General features: G+C 42.5%; 8 protein-coding genes. 2 read left to right on the top strand and 6 right to left on the bottom strand.

Annotated elements, in window-relative coordinates; translation table 11 throughout:
* Positions 1-5 precede the first annotated feature (5 nt).
* Positions 6-1,304, top strand: a complete 1,299-nt coding sequence (rhlB, locus tag Q4600_RS14115) for an ATP-dependent RNA helicase RhlB (RefSeq protein ID WP_102529366.1) — start codon at positions 6-8, stop codon at positions 1,302-1,304.
* Entirely contained in the window at positions 1,305-2,240 is a 936-nt protein-coding gene (locus tag Q4600_RS14110; RefSeq protein WP_229371501.1) for an exopolyphosphatase, read from the top strand. It abuts the gene before it with no gap.
* Positions 2,241-2,355: 115 nt separating this feature from the next.
* On the opposite strand, the gene Q4600_RS14105 is transcribed toward Q4600_RS14110, so the two are convergent.
* The 6 genes from Q4600_RS14105 to Q4600_RS14080 all read right to left on the bottom strand — a co-directional run bounded on the left by Q4600_RS14105 (position 2,356) and on the right by Q4600_RS14080 (position 22,693).
* Positions 2,356-2,907 carry a thioredoxin family protein gene (locus Q4600_RS14105; protein WP_303517061.1) on the bottom strand — a complete coding sequence of 184 codons (552 nt, stop codon included), beginning with the start codon at positions 2,905-2,907 and terminating at the stop codon, positions 2,356-2,358.
* A 187-nt stretch (positions 2,908-3,094) separates the two neighbouring features.
* Positions 3,095-3,715 carry an OmpA family protein gene (locus tag Q4600_RS14100; protein ID WP_248956833.1) on the bottom strand — a complete coding sequence of 207 codons (621 nt, stop codon included), beginning with the start codon at positions 3,713-3,715 and terminating at the stop codon, positions 3,095-3,097.
* Position 3,716: 1 nt separating this feature from the next.
* On the bottom strand, positions 3,717-5,012 hold the full coding sequence (locus Q4600_RS14095; protein ID WP_102529362.1) for a TolC family outer membrane protein: 1,296 nt from the start codon (positions 5,010-5,012) through the stop codon (positions 3,717-3,719).
* An 18-nt stretch (positions 5,013-5,030) separates the two neighbouring features.
* A complete protein-coding gene (locus Q4600_RS14090; protein ID WP_303517060.1) occupies positions 5,031-6,344 on the bottom strand; it encodes an HlyD family type I secretion periplasmic adaptor subunit in 1,314 nt (437 codons plus the stop codon).
* Complete coding sequence (locus Q4600_RS14085; protein ID WP_303517059.1) at positions 6,341-8,572, bottom strand: type I secretion system permease/ATPase; 2,232 nt, start codon at positions 8,570-8,572, stop codon at positions 6,341-6,343. Before Q4600_RS14085 ends, Q4600_RS14090 begins: the two co-directional genes overlap by 4 nt.
* 93 nt (positions 8,573-8,665) lie before the next feature.
* On the bottom strand, positions 8,666-22,693 hold the full coding sequence (locus Q4600_RS14080) for an adhesin (RefSeq protein WP_303517058.1): 14,028 nt from the start codon (positions 22,691-22,693) through the stop codon (positions 8,666-8,668).
* Between the last annotated feature and the right edge of the window lie 111 nt (positions 22,694-22,804).

The following is a 22,804-nucleotide window of genomic DNA, read 5'->3' as shown; positions in this document are numbered from 1 at the left end:
GAGCTATGAGCGAAACACATTTATCTACCCAAAAGTTTGCTGACTTCCCTTTGAAACCAGAGGTAATTCAGGCTTTAAACGAAAATGGCTTTGAATTTTGTACGCCAATTCAGGCGTTATCTCTTCCCATTTTATTGCAACAAAAAGATATTGCAGGTCAGGCACAAACAGGTACTGGCAAAACAATGGCTTTTTTGGTTGCCACATTTAACCATCTTTTATCGGTTGCCATACCAGAAGGGCGACAAATTAATCAGCCACGTTCAATTATTATGGCGCCGACTCGCGAATTAGCGATTCAGATTGCAAAAGATGCCAAATTATTAGAAAAACATACTGGCTTAAAGGTCGGTATTGTCTACGGTGGCGAAAGTTACGATGTTCAACGTCAAGTACTTGATGCTGGTGTTGATATTCTTATTGGTACCACTGGCCGTATTATCGATTATGTTCGTCAAGGTGTGATCAGCTTGAATTCAATTCAAGCGGTTGTACTTGATGAAGCTGATCGTATGTTCGATTTAGGCTTTATTAAGGACATTCGTTTCTTGTTTAGACGTATGCCTGATGCCAAGTCTCGCTTGAACATGTTGTATTCAGCAACATTATCAATGAAGGTGCAAGAACTGGCTTATGATCATATGAATGATCCTGAGAAAGTTGAAATTGCCCCTGAGCAAAAAACATCTAAGAACATTAAAGAAGAAATTTTCTACCCTTCAACAGATGACAAAATGCGTCTGTTATTAACCTTGCTAGAAGAAGATTGGCCTGAAAAAGCGATCATTTTCTCAAATACCAAGCACAGCTGTGAAAAAGTTTGGTCATGGTTAGAAGGTGATGGACATCGCGTAGGTTTATTAACAGGTGATGTGCCGCAAAAGAAACGTATCCGTATTCTTGAGCAATTTACTTCAGGTGCACTTGATTTATTAGTGGCGACGGATGTTGCTGCTCGTGGTCTACATATTTCTGATGTATCTCATGTGTATAACTATGATTTACCAGATGATTGTGAAGATTATGTTCACCGTATTGGCCGTACAGGTCGTGCGGGTCAAAAAGGCGTTTCGGTGAGTTTTGCATGTGAAGAATATGCACTGAATCTACCTGCAATTGAAACGTATATATCACATTCAATTCCTGTGACGAATTACGATCGTGAAGCATTACTTGATGATTTACCGCCTCCAGTGCGTATTCATCGTAAGCACCCTACGACGCGTGGTCGTGACGGTGGCAATCGTAATGGTGCACATCGCAGTGGTGGTCGTCCACCTCAAAGGAATCGCAGACACTCGTAAATGACTGGTTCAGCTACATTACCTTGTTACGCCGCGATAACGCTTGGCTCAAATAGCTTTAATATGTTGGTTGCCCAAACATTGGATGGCCAGCCAACAATTATTGCTAAATATAAGCAGAAAGTGCGTTTGGCAGAAGGTATTGGCGAGGATAATCGCTTAGCTGAAGCAGTATTACAACGTGGTTTGGATTGCTTATCCATGTTTGCTGAGATGCTTGAAAAGCATCAAGTCGCTCAGCAACATGTCGCTGTTTTTGCAACAGCAACCCTTCGTGTTATCTCAAATGCTCAAGAATTCCATCAACGCTCGTTACCGATTTTAGGTCATCCTATTGAAGTGATTAGCGGCCTGCGTGAAGCTGAACTCATTTATCAAGGTATGGCAGCCACCACTGAAGGTGATGGTCAACGTTTGGTGATTGATATTGGTGGTGCTAGCACTGAGTTTATTATCGGTAATGGCAATCAAGTGCTATTTAAAACCAGTTTAGACTTTGGCTGTGTTCGCTTTAATCAACAGTTTTTCAATCAAGTCCCTTATCAACTTCATCATTTCGAACAAGCCAAATTAGCCGTATCAAAGGCGCTTGAACCGCATAGCGAGTTATTGAGAGAATTAGGTTGGCAAGGTGTTGTAGGCGCCTCTGGCGCAGTACAGTCGGTTGTATCTGTGCTTAATCATCGTGAATTATCAGAAATCATTACCTTAAAGGTGTTATACCGTTTTCGTGATGAGGTTTTAGCGCAAAAGAATGAATCTCTGCATCATATTCAGGGTTTATCTGAAGAAAAAGCACCAACGTTTGCCTCAGGTATTGCTATTTTAATCGCCTTGTTTGAACTGCTGGATATCGAATCGCTTAACCTTTCTGGCGGTGCGCTGCGAGAAGGCGTATTGACCATGTTAGCTGAACGAGTTGAGCAAACTGAATAAGCTATTTCATCGTTTTCATTACCCAGAAACAGCAGTGAAAGAATACAAAAAAGGGACGCTAACTTACGTTAGCGTCCCTTTTTGATTATCAATTAATCAGATGCTTAAATACTGATTACTTAACGATGTTCAGTAAATCTTGCTCTAAAGTCACTTCAGGGCTTTCTACAATGCGGCCAATTTCTTTATCGTCTTGCTCTACGATGAAGGTTGGTATACGGCTGAACTCATAGTTAGCAGCTAAGCCTTCTGAATCTAATTTGCTGCGATCTACACCTATGTAAGTGACGGTGATATTTGGGTTAGCAACTTCTTCAATTAGCTTCATGAAACGTGGTGTTTCACGGTGACAATCTGGGCACCAAGTACCGATAATCACAACAACATTCGTTGGCGTGTCGATTGCTTTTAATGCTGAAATTGCATCTGCATTAGTTTGGTAGTTTTCGTACTCTGCTGCGTAACCTGGTAAATCTTTTTCAAGTGCTGAAATTTCAACAATGCCAGTGATAATCACTTCTTGTTTCTCCTCGCTGCATGTCGCCATGAAGCCTGATTGCTCTTCATCAAATGCACAGCCGCTGTTTGCTACTGCTGTACCTGTAATCAAATGACTACTGAAAAATAGAGCCGTTGTGGCTAGTAATGTTTTAACGCTTTTATGCATGATAAGGCCTCATGAATGAAGAATACAATAATTCAATCATTTCGGCGTAAGTTAGTGAAGTCGAATATGCTCGGCGTGTTAGCTAGATCACTGATAAGGGCAATAATTCAAACATAACTTTGAACTTGCCCTGTAATCAAAAAAAGACCCAGCATGGCAGCATTTTTAATAATATTTTTTATTTATATTATATGCCAGTAGCTTTACTTGGCTTAGGTTTAGCTACTTTTTCTGTTGAAAAAATATGCCAAGCTTTTTCAATACCTGACTCCTGCCATTTAGCAACTGCAACTAAGCGATGCTCGCGACCTCTGATGGCATTTGGGATCATGTTAGATTCAAAATATACTTGCGAGGTAATTTGTTGCTCATTAATGCCTTGGGCTACGATTATTCGCGTGATTTCAGCGGCGCGTTTTTTAGCGAGTTCATGGTTATAGGCATCACTGCCTTCAGGGCTGGTGTCACCGATTAAGTATATTCTTGCATCTTGATAATGTTTAACAGCATTGACCATTTTTGCCAATCGTTCTGATTCGTAAGTGGTTAACGTGTGCTTATCAAACTCAAACATCACCACTCTACTGGCTTGTTTTTCTACTGTGGTCGAGCTTTCACAGCCATCATTATTGATAACTGAACCATCAGGAGTAGTTAGGCACAGATCGCGTGCGGTAATCACACCATCTGTATCCAAATCGTATAAATCACGACTTTGCTGTTCAACAAGGGCTGGGCGCGGTGTTTCTATACAAGCGCTGAGTGTTAGGGCAAGTAGGCAAAGTGGCAGTAAGTTAATTGATTTCATGTTACTTCTCCTCTTGCCATTGGTTAGGGGTGTCGACCCTAAATGATTCGATCAGTTGCCCTGTCGCGTTAATTAAGCGATAGGCCGCAATGTGATAATTGTAATAAGCACTAAGATAGTTTTTGCGCGCAAGATACACTTCGACTTTGGCATCGAGGACATCAAGCAATGAACGTCTGCCAAGTTCAAACTGGCGTTGATAGCCTTGTTCTGCCTGCACAGCCTGATCGACATTTACTTGATAGAATTTACGTTGCTGACCGACAAATTCGTATGAATTCCAAGCTAGGCGAGTGCCTTCTATCACTTGCTTTTCGGTTTGCTGACGAATGGATTTAGCTTGCTGAACTTGCCAAGCTGCGGCTTCTGCTCGGTCATTGGTTGAGCCGCCGTTATACAAATCATAGCTCAGCATTAACATGGCTCTGGCGTCTTCATCAGGGCCTTCAATTCCGCCAATATTGTCATTTTTGTTTGCTTGTAACTCGATTGATAGCTTAGGCCAGTAATCACTTTTTTCGCGCTCATATTGAGATGAGGCTGCTTGAGTGTCATTGATTGCAGCATCGATTTCAGGGTGATTCTTAACTGCTTGTTCAAGCGCTAATTTTAATGAGGTAGGCACATAATTAAAGTCAGGTTTAGCATTATATAAATCTACCGGAAGTTGCCCGACAAGATCATAATACTTAGCTTGTAAATCCATTTGCTGATTGCGTGCTGCGAGATAACCCGATTGACTGGTTGCCACACGCGCTTTAACTTGAGCGACATCAGATTCACTGCTTAAGCCTTTATTTTGACGTAAAATGATATCCTTAAGGATATCTTTATGTTCTTCAATATTGCGCTCAGCGAGGCCGACAATACGGTTTGCTTCGACTAGGTTTAAGTAAACGGTGGCGACTTCTAGTGACAAGTTTTCAGCTTCTGAAATCAAGCCAAATCGCTCGGCTTCTTGTTCAAATTCAAGGCGGTCAATTTCAGAGGTTGTTCTAAACCCATCAAACAATAATTGCGATACTTTAACGCCGAGTTCGGTGCGATTTAGATCAGTATCAACTCGTTGGCCGCTGTTATATCGAACTTCTTCGTAACCGACACCACCGTAGAGTTTAACTTGAGGAAGATAATCACCCACAGCGGCTTTTTTATAACGAACTGCGGCTTCAAAGCTGGCATATTTTTGCTGCAACCTCGGGTGGTGATTTATCGCTTCTGCTACTGATTGTTCCAACGTCAGTGCTTGTGCCTGTGTTGATATTACTAAAGCAGAAATGAATAACAGTTTTTGCATAATATCCTTACCTTTACCTTACGGTTCTCGTAGCGCATTTGCTCTGGCCCGCAATAGCGGTTTTAGCCAGTAATTTAAGACGGTTTTATTGCCAGTTAAAATATCGGTTGAGGCTTGCATGCCTGAAATAATTGGCCAGCCGTTCAGTTGGTTTTCATCAGTTTGAATATGGGCTTCATAGTAAGTTGTGCCATCTTCAAGTTGTTGTGCATCAGGACTAACGTATATGACCTCACCTTTAATACCACCGTATATTACAAAGTCATAAGCCGTAAATTTCACCATTGCTTTTAAGCCTTTATGAACAAAAGCAATGTCCTTGGGCGCGATATGACTTTCGATAATGAGTTGGTCATCTTGAGGGACGACTTCCATGAGTACTTGGCCTGGTTCTACCACTTGCCCTGCTGATCGCACGACAATATTAGACACGCTGCCCGAAACGGGACTGGTAATTTGGGTACGTTCCAGCCTGTCGGCTAGGGCTTTCATATTTTCGGTTAATGCAGATAATTCATTACTGGTTTTATTGCGCTCATCAGTGGTGCGGTTAACAAAATCGAGTGCGACATTTCGGCGCTCTGCCACTGCTTGACTGATGGCGGCTTTAAGTTGCCTTTCACTGGCTTGTGATGCTGATAATTCTCCTTGCAGTCTTACTGCATCACGCTCAAGTTTTAATAACTCTAACTCTGCTACAGCGCCTTCACCAACAGCCTCACGGGTCATGCGAATTTCTTGTTTTGCCATCGTAAGCCCACTGCGCTGAGCATTGATATTAATGTTCACTTCTTCTTTTGCTTGGCGTTTTTGCTCAACTATTTGGGCGGTTTGATCTAGCTGTGAAATTAATTGCGATAGCTGCGAGTTATATATTGCCTGTGATCGTCTGTTTGCTGAGCTGTCGGCAATATCAAACTGTTGTGGGGTAATTTGTACTTGTGAAAACCATAATGCTTGGGTGTCATCAATAAGGACACTATCGAGTAAGGCTTCGAGTCGAGTTAGTTGGTTTTTAAGCGCCACACTATTTAATCTGGCTTCATGAAATGCTGAAGCAAATCTGAGTTCATCGATAACTAATAGGGTTTGTCCTGCGATGACGGTATCGCCTTCTTTAACAAGGATCTCTTTTAAACTGCCACCGTCTAAACTCTCAATTTGTTGCACTGCAGAGGCGGGAACCACTTTGCCTTCACCGACGACAACTTCTTCTAATGTCGCAAAAGCTGCCCAAATGAGTGTGAAACAGAGTAAGCCAAATGTGAGTAATATGACTCGGTTGGCTCGTTTAGCTCCTTCAAGGTGTTTTATATGTAAGTTTACACTCATGATTTCACCTCACTTATCTTTGAGGTATTCGTTTTTGAAGCACTTGTATTTGAAGTGTGAGCCTTTGAGTTGCTGGTGTTGCGAACGTTAACCGCTTTGATACGACGTTTATTAGGTTCAAGTAACTCGGCAGCAGATTTCTCGCCAATAATGGCACCTTTATCCATCACAATAATACGGTCGCAAAGGCTAAGCACTTTTGGATTGTGTGACGAAATGAGCATAGTGCAGTTTTGAGTATTCATTTTTAAACTGCTAATAATTTGGGTTTCACTGCGTTCATCCATGGCGCTGGTGGGTTCATCAAGGATCAATAAAGTCGGCTGGCGAAGTAGGGTACGGCAAAGGGCTATAGCTTGACGTTGGCCACCTGATAGCTGACGACCAAACTCACCTACTTGGCTATTAAGGCCGCTTCCAAGCCGATCCATGAGCTTATCAATGCCTGTACTCATCATGGTTTGTGCTAGCAAGGTTTCATCCACTTGGCCGATACCGTAAAGCAAATTATCAAGCACTGTGCCATAGACTAAGTTAGGTTGTTGGCTCATATAACCAATATGGTCACGGAGCCTGCCGACTGACCATTGTTGAGCTTCCAATTGGTTATAAAACAGTTGACCTTCACTGAGTTGATATTGGCCTGCTATCAGCGCCATGAGCGTTGATTTTCCTGCACCAGCAGGACCATAAAATCCGACCTTTTCACCCGCTTTAATATCAAGAGATACATCGTTAAATGCTGACAGGGGTTGTTCAGGGTAACTAAAGCTTGCACCACGAAGGTTAAGGCTGCCATTGAAAGGGAATTGCGCCACATTTAATGATTGCTGTTGGTTCTCTTGCGGTAACTCTAAAATAGATTCAACGGAGGTAATCGCAGATCGAGTTTGCTGATATTTAAGTAACAACATGGCGATTTGATTAATGGCGCTGGAAGCTCTGCCGCTTAACATTACGATGGCGATTAAGCCCCCCATACTTAAGTTGCCTTGGTGGATCTGATATACCCCAGTGATGATTAAGCCAATTGACACTAACTGTTGGCAATTCATCACGCTATGACTAAGGGTATTAGAGCTAATACGAGATTCATTTTGCCAGTCAGCTAGACTGCTGACGGTTTCATTCCAGACTCTCGAGGCTTTTGCTTGACCGTTATTTTGTTTTATTTCTGCCAGCATATTTAAGCTTTCAACAAGATGAGCTTGGCGCTGAGTTGATAGCTTTGATGATTCTTCGATGGTTACTGATAAGCGCTTTTGCATGAAAACACTCAGCAAAATGAGCACGACCATGCAGGTCAGTGGCACAAACACCATGACACCACCAAGCCAAGCAATTAACACCAGAAATAATAAGGTGAAGGGTAAATCCACTGCAGTGACGAGAGTGACAGAGGTGATGAAATCACGAATGCTGTCAAATTCTTGCAGCTGTTTTGCAAATGCACCTGAAGAAGCTGGACGGTTTTCTAATCGCATGCCGATGACTTTTTCAAATAAGGTTGATGACAGTTTTATATCAACCTGTTTACCAGCAACGTCTGCTAAACGTGTTCTGGCTTGGCGTAATAGCCAGTCAAATACAATGGCAATTGACGCGCCACTGGCGAGTACCCATAGAGTATCGATAGCTTGGTTGGGTACGACGCGGTCATAAACATTCATGGTAAATAGCGGGGTGACTAATGCCAGCAAGTTAATCGCTAACGAGCCGATTAAAAAGCTGCCATAAAAGGGTTTTACTTCATCAAATGCCGCTAAAAGCCAATGCCTTTTAGTGTCTTTATGGTGTTCAGTACCGCGCTCATCAAGTTGTTCTATGGGCTTGATGTACCAGCAATGGGCTGACTTGGATTTAAATTGCGCTGCGAACTGTTTTTCATTTATTTGAGTGTGTTGACCTTGCATATTAACAAGGATTAATGCGCCTTGCTGTTTTTCTGATGCAAAGTAGACCTGGTTGTGTTGATCAAATATGATTGCGGGCAAAGCTAAATGATTAAAGCTTAATGCTTGGGGCGCACTATCAACATTAATTTGTTTGAGTAAATCACTTAGCTGAAGTGCCCGTTGTTCTTCGCCGCTGTTAATAGGATGGGCGGATAAGGTTTTAGAAAGACTTTCTGAGGAAATAGGCAGGCCAAAATGAGCCTTAATCAGTGTCAGTAAACTGATTAAGGCTTGATGATTAGCTTGTTGTTTAGCGCTTTCATTTGCTGACATTATAGACGGCTCATCCTTTGCATCTTTGTTATTGTTTATCTAGCTTTTATGTCTCTGTTTATATTGTTTTTATCACTATTGTTACTTAAATATTTAACTTTGGTTTAGCAGCGTTTGCTGTTGAGTTAGTTGATTGATTTCATCTAGTTCTGATTGATTTAAATAACTTTCACTTTCAAAACTGGTGGTTAACGTTTCTTGTTTTGATAAGGAATCTTTAATGGCCGATGTAAGTGAATTTAGCGAATTGATTTCATCATTAGGTTGATTGCTAAGTTCAGTATTAAAGGCACTATTGGTGTGAGATAAATCTGTGTGTGATGCATCTGTTTGTGAAAATCTAGTCGGTGAACTATCAGGAATAGGTTGTATGTAACCAAATCCTGGTTGTTCAATAAGTTTATCCCCCCAATGAGTATCAACACTGATCAGGGATAACGCTGAATTTTGGGCTACTGAGATGATGTCATTCGTAGTCATTAAACTTGTTGGTTGTGCTGATATTGGCATGAATTGATTGAGTGTAAATTCAATCGGGGTAATGTCGTCGACAGGATTATTTGGGCTTAACTCAATTCTAATAAGTTCACCATCAATAAGCTCACTGCCAATAGGATCTTGATAGCCATACTCAGGTTTTGTGTTGGGATTAAAATCAATACTAAAAGGCTGAATGTCTATAGGTGCAGCTTCGACATTTGCTGACAGGCTTTGCTGCGATGCTGGGGTACTGAAATCTTGCGCATAAGCATTTTCATTAGAAATTACATTAGTATTTGCATGAGTACCTGTATTGGTACTTGTATTAGTACTTGCATCATTAATGACAGGATTGATTGGCAAAATTGAGTCAATAGGGTCCATTGGCGACACATAACGGTAAGGCGTGTCATATTGCCTCATGTATTCAAATTGCATCCTTTGATACATTTCTTCCATGACTTGCTGTTGGAAATCTTCAAGGTGTACACCATAAACGGCTGCGCTTTGTGTCATGGGTTCAAGGTTATTAGGATTTACATCGGTATTCGCATCATTGAAAGCAAAGTTGGCCATGGCAGCTGGACTGTTCATTACTGCGTTAACATCAACGGTAATTGTGATGGTTTCTAGAGCGCCTTCTGCAGATTCGCCATCAAGTGTTGCTGTTGGGTCTAGACTTAATTCAAAAGTGGTACCTGCCGTTACACCGCTTATCATTAGGCCAGCAACACTCTCAATTGGGACAATCCATTGATTACCTTGTTGGGTCCCAGCTGATAACGTTGCACCGTCAGGCACGCCTAAAATAGTGAGGCTTGCAGTCTCTCCTGGGGCTGGATTTTGTAATTCAAGCCCAAGGTTGAGTGGGATATCGTTGGTAGTTAAAGCATTAATATCGCCAAATTGTGTCCAAATCGGTGGGTCGACTTCTGGGGTTATTTCAATCTCGAAATTGACTATTTGTGCAGCGCTTTGATCTGTTTCATTTGAGCCTAGTACTTCAGCTGTATCAATACTGGAAAGTGCCAACTCAACTTGTAAGGTACCGAATGCAAGTTCACCAGGTAAGATTTTTATTTCCTCTAAACTGGTTTCATTGACCAGCAGCGATGCTGTAAATCCGCCATTCCCGTCAGAAATTAATGCAGCAAATTGACCATCAATTTCAATACCTGCTAAATCGATGAGGGCAGTCGCTTCTGCTGAAGTAATCGTCACTTCGACTCTAATGGACTCATGCCCTTCAAGGTCAATTAGCTCAGCCCCTAGTTCGACTTTGATAGCATCGCCTTCTATGGCGCTGTAGTCATCTGGATCTGAGATTATTTGGACACCATCTGCGACTGGACTGACACCCACTAAAAAGTCCATAGAGGTTGTGACGAAGTCATCAGTACCTAACTCTTGAGTGATGATTGAAAGTGACAATGACATATCGCCATTAAAGTTTTGCGGTGGCTTAATGACAATGCTATCGAGTTGGTCTGGGGTAATAGTCCAGTAGCTTGTAGGAGAACCATTAAACTGACCTCCATCAGCACCATTGTTGGGTAAAAGCTGTAAATTACCACCAGCATCTTGGTAATAAACAGTGGCACCTTCTGGGACTCCTTGGATGGTGATGTATTGCACTTCAGAACCATCTACATCAATAAGACCAATCACAGAGCTATCGATCCCTGCTAGCGCTATATTGGTATCTTCAGAACCGTGAATGATAATAAGATCTGCTGGCACCTCTGCAGCATCAGTAACAGGGGTGACTTGAATCGTTATAGTATCGCTGAAGTTTGCGTTGTCGATAACATTAGCACCATCAATATCTGCCGTATCACTAACTGAACCAGAGATTTGTAGTCTAAAGTCACCACTTAGGTGTTCTGGTGGTGAAAATTGCAATAAAGCTAGGGCATTGTTTAATGCTACATTGGTGTTACCTGTAAATTCCCAAGTATCATCAGTGCCAGATTTTAGCTGGAACAAACCAGTGTTATCAATGAGCTGGCCGCCATCGAGCAGGGTAATGGTAAATAGCTGTGCAGGGTCGTCCAAAATGATTTTTTCTTCACCACCAGTGTTAGCGGTGGCATCTGTGTCAGCGAAGGCTAAAAATAACCCTAGGGCCTTAGGGTCATCTTCATCCATGGTATCAATTAATGACTCCAGAGTGACACCATCAGCCACTGGGGTAATATTAATTTCCAAATTCTGAGAATCATCTATTTTGGTATCACCACTTAATGAGTCTGTGGCAATGATGCGAATAGGAATAGTCAAATCACCGGAAAAATCCTCAGAAATATTATGTAATGCTAAGTTACTTAACGATGCTGTAGTAAAGACATATTCGATGATGTTTTCGCCACTACTGTCATAGAGGGCGATAACGTCACTACCGGTAAAATAACCGCCCTGAGGTAAGTCGCTGGCTAGCACTCTAAAGCTTATGACATCATTATTATCACTGGTGATGGATAAGTTGAGATGACCCGCAAAATTGATGGTGCTGTCTTCTGTCGCATCGACATCGGTGGCTTGCAGTGCAGTTACCGTAGAGGCAGTAGATGTTGAAGTTGGTTGATCGAAAGTAACGAAGATATTTGCAGTAATGATTTCAGGATCATCTCTGTCTAACACTCTTGCTTCAACGATAATACCTTGCAAAACAGTGGCATGTTCGCTTGATATTGTCATACCCTCTAAAATCGATAATGCTTGTTCTTGAGTCGTGTCGTTGGTCATATTATTGCTGGGGATAATCCAACGGCCGTCACCATCATTGATGGCGCCATTGGGATGGGTAACAAACCATCCATCAGCACTTGGCATCGTTATGACGATGTAATCGATGACTTCAGAGCCGTCTATATCACCGTCAAAAAAGACAATGTCATCGGTAAGCGTTATTGGCTGACCATCTGAGCTGTAAAGGACGGTATTATTAATTTGTAAGCGGGTTATGACCTCAACCACCGCATCAACTTCGACTGAGAGTTGGCTACTTATTTCTTGTACTGTCGTCGCGCCAGTTTCCGATGTATCGGTGATTTGATAACTGACATCTAATGTGAATGGTCCATCGGCATCTTGTGGTGGTAATACGGCTAAGCGACCTGAATTTAATAACTCGGTCAGTGTTGGGCTAAACTCATCAGTCAGTTCTGACAATAGTGATCCGAAGCTACTGACCGTTATTTCTGCACCGTCAAATAGATAAATCATACCTTCACTTGATGGGAAGATTGTCATGCCAGTGATGGTTTCACTGCCGTCCATATCAGCTAACAGAGCCGGCATTAAATTAAGCACTATGGGTTGATCTTCTTTACCCAAGCTGGTGGTTTTTAAAGAGTCGGACGTTTCATCAATGACAGGGGCAATATCTATATTGAGGTTTAACTCATACTCAGCTATGTCTCCGTCCAATTCGGTACTTTCAACAAATAGCGTCAAGTTTATTTGGCCACTAAAATCTTCAGGGGGCCTGATTGATAATGTCGATAGCTCAGTTGCTGTCACACTATACACGGGCAGTCCATTGTCAAAATCGACCACTGATAAATTAACTGTTTGGCCATTTGAATCGATAAAACTGGCGCCATCAGGTAAGCCTACTAATCGTAAGCTTAAGCTCTCGGAACCATCATCGTCTGAGCTGATAACTGTAAACGATAAAGGAATATCGCTATCTTCGTTAAAAGGTACTACTGAATTAATATCGCCTGAGTCAGTGATTTCCCATACATTGGGATCTGAATTAATTGTCGGTGCGTCATTAGCTACACCTGTCAGTGAAATGGTGACATTTTGCGGCTGACTATAGTTGGGATTAGGATTTAGTGGATTATCAACGGGATCGATGCCATCTTGGGATGATTCAGTAGCATAGCTTCGCACTGAGATATCAAAGTCCCCTAAATTGGCAGAGCTGGCATCTGCCAGTGGGATGAGAGTCGCCTCAGCAGGTGGCGCAGAGAATACATCCTCAAAAGAGACGGTCCAAACCCCATTGCCCAAATCAACTGCACTTGGCGCATCAATCGCCCAGCCTGTAGGTAAGGTTAATTCAAAGTGTAGGTTTTCTGAGCCTGAATTATCCGTAAGTGAACCAAAAAGCATCAAGTTTAACGCAATGGGGACATCTTCTTGGCTAGTGATGTCTCTTGTAACAAGTGTTGGCGTATCTGCAACAGGCGTTACTTTAATAACCACGGTTTCAGTGCTGCTTGGCGCGGTTGAGCCATTGTCAGGCTCGGTTGATAGTGCAGTGACATCAAAACTAAATTCACCAGCCAAATTGTCATCGACAGTGACTTGCAATAAGGCGAGTTCATCGGCGCTTATCTCTTGTCCGTTGGCAATAGAAAACTCAACACCATCGCTGTTGGTACTGGTAATGGTAATGCCTGCAGCAATATTGGTTATGGCATAAATAATAACTTCTGAGCCTTGCGGATCTGTCCCTACAATATCTTTTGTGGTCGCGTTAATACTAATATCAATGGCGCCAGCGTCTTCGTTGACGTCATAGCTGAACTGGCTGTTACTTTCCCATTCTGGCGTGTCTGCTACAGAGGCAATAGAGAAAGGCACTTCGGTGGTGATTGACGGTTTATTATTAATGTTGACCGTGATTTGCGCAGAAATCGCTAAGGTGGCATCTGATGCATCTTCTGGAGGGTGAAACACTAAATCGCCATTTGGAATCGCAATGCCTAAATTACTGATAAATAGGTCACTGCCTTGTAAAATATAATTCCCATCAGCATCTAGGCTCACGGGCTGACCGTCTAAGGTGAGTGTGCCGTCAGCAAGGGAGGCTTTATTGATAATGATGCTTTGGATAATTTCACCTTCATCAATATCGCCCGGTAACGCGACTATGGCTAATAGGCCAGGTGTATCTTCAGTGAAGTTAGGGTTGAGCACCTTGATTGAACCAGCTTTATCATTAGCTGTAATCGTGAGGTTATCAATGACAGTATCACCATCTGTATCGGTGACATAAACCTGCACATCTTCGCTATAAAATAGCTCAGCATATTCAAAAACCACACTGGTAACAGTGGCTTTACCATCAGCTGTGATGACAAGTGTGCCATATTTAACGCCAGTGTCAGTGAACAGTTCAACGGAGTCCCCAGCTGAATACTCTGTGCCATCATAAATAAATTTGCTGACCTGAGCGCCATCTGCACCTTGTTGTTTTTGGTTAAATAAATTGACGCTGTATTCGGTATTATTTTCTTCAGTGAAGGTGAGTGATGAGTCGTTTTGGATGGGCACATCATCTTGAATATTAATATTAATGGTTTGATTATTGGACTGATCGCCATCAGCGTCGGTAGCTACAACTTCGAAACTCATTGTTAGGTTGTTTTCGCCATTACCATCAGGGTGATCAACGGCGGCAAATTGTTCAAACTCGACTTTGCCATTCGCATTAAATCGAATTCTAAAGACATCGCTATTATCACCAGTTCGAATGGCGTTGTACCAGCCACTTCCATCGGCAAAATTACTTAATACAATGGCTTGCCCATCACTGGTATAGCTGCCAAAGCTAAAGCCTGCAGCGAGTTCAATGTTACTGATATCGTCACTGCCACCATCGATATTGAGTATGGCGCTGCTTAACACACTAATATTATCTACCAGCTCCCCTTCATTGATTGCTATGCTCAATGAAGCAGGTAAATTGGGGGTTATACCGTCATAGATATCGATTGAAATGACGGCATTAATACCTGTGCTATCAGTATCTGTCGCGAGGATATCGACATTAATGGTGTTTTCGGTTCCTGCGCCAGTTTGATTATCAATAGGGCCAAACAATTGCATGGAAAAATCAATTTGAGCGGTACTTTCTGCATCAATATGAATATCGGCTGGTAGTGCCATTCTAAAGACTAAGGTGCCGTCGGACAGTTGCCCCTCGGCTGTGGCGCCATTATCAGAAATGACCCAATATACTGTCGAACCATTCTGAGTGACTAATTGGCCATCGGAATCTAATACAGGATCAAAATCATAGAGGTCAAACTTAATATCGACGATTGGATCGCCTTTGGTCGTTATGTCAATTAAGCCTTTGACTCGGTTATTGACGCCCGGGCTGATGCTAGGAAGCTCACTTATTTCTAAGCTGATGCCTGTGATGTCACCCGGGTCGTCATCTTGGACGATTAACATCATGTTGGCTTGAGTGGTATCACCGTCAAAGTCAGTGATAAACAGGCCAATATTGACCTCATCGGTGCCAACTTGGTCGAACGGTTGATATAAAGTAGTCGTGTAATTATGCGATAGTGTATCGGCTTCTAAGTTCCAGTTATTGTCTATTTCAATGGTAAAGATAGGTTGGCCAATATCCCCTACATAGGCCGTTAAGGTTAAACCATCTACTGAAATGTCGAACATGATTTGCTCGCCACCTGCAGTGAGAACCGGCAGCTCATTAGCATCAAACCCTAGAGTGTTTATCGCATCTGCGCCAACCTGTATATCAAACTGACCTGTTTGAACCAGAGGTGTCCCAATGAGATTAGCTTCATCAAAGGTTAAAGTACTGATATTGTCAATAAGGGCATTACTGCCGTCATTAATGGCCCAATTAAGATTGCCTAAGTCAATATGACTGCCATCAATATCGACAGCATCGATCAATGTGGCCAGCTCGAGTGAATCTGACGAGCTATGATCGAGTGGCCTTTCAATATTCATTGTTGCGGTGACATTAACATCGTCACCATTACTAATGGCCGATAGAGACAGACTAAATACTGTCACCCCATTCGCTGTGGCAATAATTGATTTAGCGTCACCGCTTAAGGCATAACTGATGGCATCTCCGTTAGAGGTTAGCCCTAGCGCTGTTAATGGGATTAAAGATAAAGCACTAAAAACCACTGAACTGGGGATAATCGTGTCGGAACCTGCGGTGATGGTAAATATTTGAGTATCAGAATTAGGCGAAGTAATTACAGTTTCTGAAGTCGTAAATGTGGCATCTGCCATTATTCCAATGGCACCATCAATGATAGTGATTGTACTGGTAGCAGTAGCAATACTGCCGTCAAAATCTGTCACTGTATAATCAAAGCTAATTGATTGTTCTATCGTATTGTCGAGGTTATCACTCGCTACAAACCGCCAAAAGCCGTTATACAACACGGTTAACTCACCTTTGCCTGTATCAATAACGGCAGGGGCTCCTATTGCAACAGCATAATCAGTGCCGTTAAAGTTGATGCTTTCAACAATCAGTGGCCCTTCAATTGTATAGTCGTTACCTGTGATAGAGCCTGTTATTGACGTATCCTCAATAACAGTAAAGTGATCATCGATGGCCAATTCTGGTGTGTCTTTGGCGTGTAAAATGGCATAGGTAATGATTTTTTCTGTGGTGCCATCGGTATCCGTTTGGACTCCTTCAAGTCGAATAAATGTGGAGAGTTTACCAATTGCAGGATTATCAAGTGGTTGAAAAAGAGTGACTTGCAGGTCTGCACCCGTTAACGCAGCCTCAAGCACCAGTTCGTTATCGCCATTTCTAAAGACTTGGAACGATAACCCATCTGGCGCAATGACAATGCTTAAGTCTTGCCCATTTGATTGGCTTCGTAACAAAAAGGATTGATCCGCTGATAAAGAAAGTACCGCATCAGGAATATCAAAACTAAATTCTGCACCAGTTTGATTGTTAATGTTTAATGCTAACTCGTAGAGATAGCCATCATTGGGTATATCCAATGATGGCATATCATCCACAGCAGTATTACCGGCTAAATCACTAACGCTGACTTCCATTTGCCAACTCATTCGCTGATTTAAACCATCAACATGTAAAGTGTCGTCAAACAGCCAGCTACCATCAGCGTTGACCGTCGTGGTAAATGTCTTGGTTGTGATACCGTCGGTTAATGTAAGTGTGACCGTTTGGCGTTGCTCTACCCCTGTTGTAGTTCCAGCAAGAGACGATTCTCTTCCATAGGTGAATAAACCGACATCAAAACCATCGGCTCCAGTATCAATATCGATTGTCACTTGAGTATCAATGAGCACTTGATCTGATGCAGTTGCGCTATTACCTGCAATATCTATTGCTGTGGCGGTTGCCGTAAGCGTGCCATCAACAAACCCTAAAGCAGCAAGGTCTTGAGCAGTAATACTATAAGTACCGTCAGTATTGACCGTGGTCGTTACGGTAGTTGATACATTGTTGGCGTCGGTTAATGTGATTCTGACTTGCTGACCAGCTTCGATATTCGTCACAGTACCGCTGACAATGACTGCACTAAGCTCAGTTTGGTTAATGAAACTATCACTATCGACAATTTCGACAGTGATTGATGCGGTAGTATCCACAGGCATTTGTGCGGAGACTGTTGCAGGGTTGCCTGCAACATCGCTAACCTCTGCTGTGACAAGTAATGAGCCATCATCAAAGCTTGATAAATCTTGTGCTGGGAGAATCCAAACACCACCAGTGACGATGGCGGTTAGGGTCAGAGAGTGGCCTTGGCTATCGGTGAGGTTCACGGTAACGGTTTGACCGTCTTCGACATTGGTAACCGTGCCTTGAATGACCACTTGGGTCATTTCAACAGCATTGATAACGCCATCGTTATCAATAATCGTGATGTCAATTAATGCGGTTGTATCCACAGGCATTTGTGTGGTGGCTGATGCAGGGTTACCCGCTACATCACTGACCTCAGCAGTGACTGCTAAAGATCCATCATCAAAGGTGGATAGATCTTGTGCTGGGAGTGTCCAAACACCACCTGTAACGATAGCGGTTACTGTCAATGAATGGCCTTGGTTATCGGTGAGATTGACGGTAACTATTTGGCCATCTTCAATGTTTGAGACGCTACCTTGAATAACTACTTGAGTCATTTCAGTGGCATTGATAACTCCGTCGTTATCAACAATTTCCACAGTGATATCGGCAGCTGTATCTTTAGCTACTGTGTTGTTGCCAATGCTCGGATTACCTTCTACATCGACAGCTAATGCACGTAGCGTGAGTTCACCATCAAGTAATGATGACAAATCAAGGTTATCAAGTTGCCACTGAGCATCAACAACACTGGTATTAAATATCAATCTAGTGCCACTTGAATCAGTCACCCAAATTAGTACATTTTGACCATCTTCAATATTAAGTGCTTCACCGCGCAAAGTTGTGCTGGGGACTTCAACTGCATTAAGCGTATTGTCATCATCTACCGCTTCAATGGTCACAGATGCTTGAGAATCTTTGCTGACAATGGCTGTGACAGAAGTGGGATTGCCAGCGATATCGATAGTATTCGCTGTAAAGCTAATATTGCCATCGACGAGTGATGAAACATCTGCATCGCTAATTTGCCAAACACCTGCGACGACAGTGGTATTGAAAGTGAGTTGGTTATTGAGGCTATCAGTTAGGGTAATAGTAATGGTTTGACCGTCTTCAACATCATCAACTTGACCCGAGAAATCAAGGCGCAGCATTTCAAAGCGGTTAATGACAGAGTCTCCACCCGTGTCCACATCAATAGTGATATCAGCCAATATATCAACAGGCATTTGTGCGGTGGCTGATGCAGGGTTGCCTGCTATATCGCTGACCTCTGCTGTGACCGCTAGTGAGCCATCATCAAAGGCTGATAAATCTTGTGCTGGGAGAATCCAAACACCACTAGTGACGATGGTGGTTAGGGTCAGTGAGTGGCCTTGGTTATCGGTGAGATTCACCGTAACCGTTTGGCCATCTTCAACGTTTGTGACGCTGCCTTGAATAACCACTTGGTTCATTTCTGCAGCATTGATAACACCATCGTTATCAATAATCGTGATGTCAATTGCAGCTGTCGTATCAATTGGGATTGAGGTCGATCCTTGTGCTTGGTTACCAGCATTGTCGTATGCGATAGCTGTCACTAAGAGTGAACCGTCATCGAACGCTGATAAATCTTGAGGGGCTAAACTCCACACTCCATTTATGATGGTTGTTGTTAATGTTAATGAGTTATTGAAATCGTCAGTTAGCGTTACTGTAACGAGTTGACCGTCCTCGATATTACTTACGCGCCCTTGGATAATGACTTGGCTTAATTCCGTCGTGTTAATGACACCGTCATTATCTATAATTTCGACTGAGATCTCAGCGCTAGTATCAACAAGTATTTGAGTCGAATTTGAAGCAAGGTTCCCTGCAATATCGTTCACTTCAGCAGTAGCAATTAAGGAGCCATCATCAAAGTTTGATAAATCTTGTGGAGGTAAGTTCCAAGTTCCGTTGATAACTACTGTGGTTACACTGAGGGAGTTTCCTTGATTATCTGTCATCGTCACAGTAACGGTTTGACCATCCTCAACATTAGCAACAGTACCTTGTATCGAGACTTGCGTCATTTCAGCGGCATTAAGTACGCCATCGTTATCAATAATCTCAACTGTAATATCAGCTAGGGTATCTTTTATGATGGTATTAGTAGCAAATGCAGGATTTCCTTCTGCATCAATTGCGACGGCATAAAGGTGTAATATACCGTCTGCTAAATCAGAAGCATCTAGTCCTGATGCAGTCCAAAGACCATTATTCACCTCTGATGAAAGGGTGAAAACTTGGCCTAAACTATCGGTAACTGTGATGAAAATGACTTGACCATCTTCGATATTGTTAGCGACCCCAAAAATGGTATTAAGGTCATCAATATCTTGCTGATTTAAAATCTGGTCGCTATCAAGGACATTGATAGTGACATTGGCAACAGTATCTTTAATTACCGTTGTAGAAGAAGAAGCCGGATTACCTGCAATGTCCTGAGTGTTAACATCAAAACGTAATTCCCCATCGACTAGTGCTTCAATATCTGCATTTTCAATTCGCCATATACCATCCACGACTTGGGTTGTGTAGGTGAGAGTCTTTCCGTCAACATCAGTAATGGTGATAGTGACAGCTTGACCATTCTCTACGTCAAAAACGGAGCCTGAAAAGTCAAGTTTCTTCATCTCGAAACGATTAACAAATTCGTCGTTGCCTGTGTCAACGGTAATGTTGACTGCAGCTAATATATCAATGGGATCGCCCGTGGTTGCAGATATTGGGTTACCCGCAACGTCAGAGACTTCAGCTGTTGCTATTAGGTAGCCATCATCAAATGCAGTTAAATCTTGAGGGGGCAATACCCAAATGCCACCAGTGACGATGGTGGTGAGCATCAAGTTGTGGCCTTGATTATCCGTTAGGGTTACCGTAACGATTTGACCATCTTCAACATTGGTCACAGTGCCCTGAATGGCGACTTGTGTAATTTCAGTAGCATTAATGACGCCATCGTTATCGATAATTTCAATGGTAATATCAGCCAGAGTATCGACAGGCAGTTGTGTGGTTGCAGATGCAGGGTTACCCGCAATGTCAGAGACTTCAGCAGTTGCTATTAGGTAGCCATCATCAAATGCAGTTAAATCTTGAGGGGGCAATACCCAAATGCCACCAGTGACGATGGTGGTGAGCATCAAGTTGTGGCCTTGATTATCCGTTAGGGTTACCGTAACGATTTGACCATCTTCAACATTGGTCACAGTGCCCTGAATGGCGACTTGTGTAATTTCAGTAGCATTAATGACGCCATCGTTATCGATAATTTCAATGGTAATATCAGCCAGAGTATCGACAGGCAGTTGTGTGGTTACAGATGCAGGGTTACCCGCAACGTCAGAGACTTCAGCTGTTGCTATTAAGTAGCCATCATCAAATGCAGTTAAATCTTGAGGGGGCAATACCCAAATGCCACCAGTGACGATGGTGGTGAGCATCAAGCTGTGGCCTTGATTATCCGTTAGGGTTACCGTAACGATTTGACCATCTTCAACATTGGTCACAGTGCCCTGAATGGCGACTTGTGTAATTTCAGTAGCATTAATGACGCCATCGTTATCGATAATTTCAATGGTAATATCAGCCAGAGTATCGACAGGCTGTTGTGTGGTTGCAGATGCAGGGTTACCCGCAACGTCAGAGACTTCAGCTGTTGCTATTAAGTGGCCATCATCAAATGCAGTTAAATCTTGAGGGGGCAATACCCAAATGCCACCAGTGACGATGGTGGTGAGCATCAAGCTGTGGCCTTGATTATCCGTTAGGGTTACCGTAACGATTTGACCATCTTCAACATTGGTCACAGTGCCCTGAATGGCGACTTGTGTAATTTCAGTAGCATTAATGACGCCATCGTTATCGATAATTTCAATGGTAATATCAGCCAGAGTATCGACAGGCAGTTGTGTGGTTGCAGATGCAGGGTTACCGGCAATGTCAGAGACTTCAGCTGTTGCTATTAGGTAGCCATCATCAAATGCAGTTAAATCTTGAGGGGGCAATACCCAAATGCCACCAGTGACGATGGTGGTGAGCATCAAGTTGTGGCCTTGATTATCCGTTAGGGTTACCGTAACGATTTGACCATCTTCAACATTGGTCACAGTGCCCTGAATGGCGACTTGTGTAATTTCAGTAGCATTAATGACGCCATCGTTATCGATAATTTCAATGGTAATATCAGCCAGAGTATCGACTGGCAGTTGTGTGGTTGCAGATACAGGATTACCTGCAATATCGATAACTTCAGCAGTTGCAATCAGGGAGCCTTGATCAAAGTCTGATAAGTCTTGAGGAGGAAGAGTCCAGATACCATTTGCTACCGTGGTGTTGACTTGATGGTTTGAGCCATTTGCATCAGATAAGGTCACCATTATCGTTTGGCCATCTTCAACATTAACCACCGTCCCTTTAATGATGACAGACGATATTTCAGCAGCATTGATAACATTATCAAGATCTTCAATCTCGATACTGATACTAGCAAGGGTGTCTTTAACTGAGTTATCAAAAGCGGGTTCAGCTATTCCTTGATAAGTGGGAGCACTTATCTCTGCATTGAGAAGTCCTTCTGCAAGGTTGGATATATCAACATTGTCTAGACGCCAACTTTCGTTGATTACAGTGACTTCTATATAAAGTTGCTGGCCATGAACATCTGTCAGCTTCAAGCTCAATATCTGGCCATTAATAGCATCTAATGCTTGACCAGAAATACTAACAGAAGGGACTTCGAATCTATTTAAATAACCATCATTGGCATCATCAATATTGACGGATAGAGTGAGTGTTACAAAAGAATCCTGCTCGCCTATTAGCGAACTAATGTTATTAGTGTCCTTTAAAAGGTTATCACCTTGAGAGTTATAACCAGATTGTGCGATTAAAGCATTGTATTGAGTCTGAATGACATTGTAGAAATAGTTTAACCCTTGTGTCTCTGAAGATGGCGTCTTATTATATGCGTTATCAGGTGCTTGGCTATCAGGGCTATTTGGCTGTGTAGAAGAGGGAGTTGATGGATTTTGAGACGAATTAATCAATAAAGTATTTGGAATAGTGACAACTTGCTGATCAACGACGATATAGGGTGCGCTTTGGTCGTTAATGAGGATATCTTCTGCGTTGATATCATATAATGGAAGAGTATTAATGACTTGTTCAGAACTAATAGCGTGCCATTGACCATCGTTCGCAATTGCGAATACGCTCGAGCCAATTTTTACGTAATACAATACATCAATGCTATCCACAATCATTTGCATTCCTTAACTTTCAATCCATTGTCATCATTAACCTATACGTTATTGATGAAATTAAGCGCAAATTTAAGCATAAACCCTGTTAATTAATTTTTAAAGACTAGTTGA

Source organism: Shewanella sp. 2_MG-2023 (assembly GCF_030548905.1).
Lineage (GTDB): Bacteria > Pseudomonadota > Gammaproteobacteria > Enterobacterales > Shewanellaceae > Shewanella > Shewanella electrodiphila.
The sequence above is the reverse complement of the archived record's forward strand: the minus strand, read 5'-3'. Positions and strand labels throughout refer to the sequence as shown.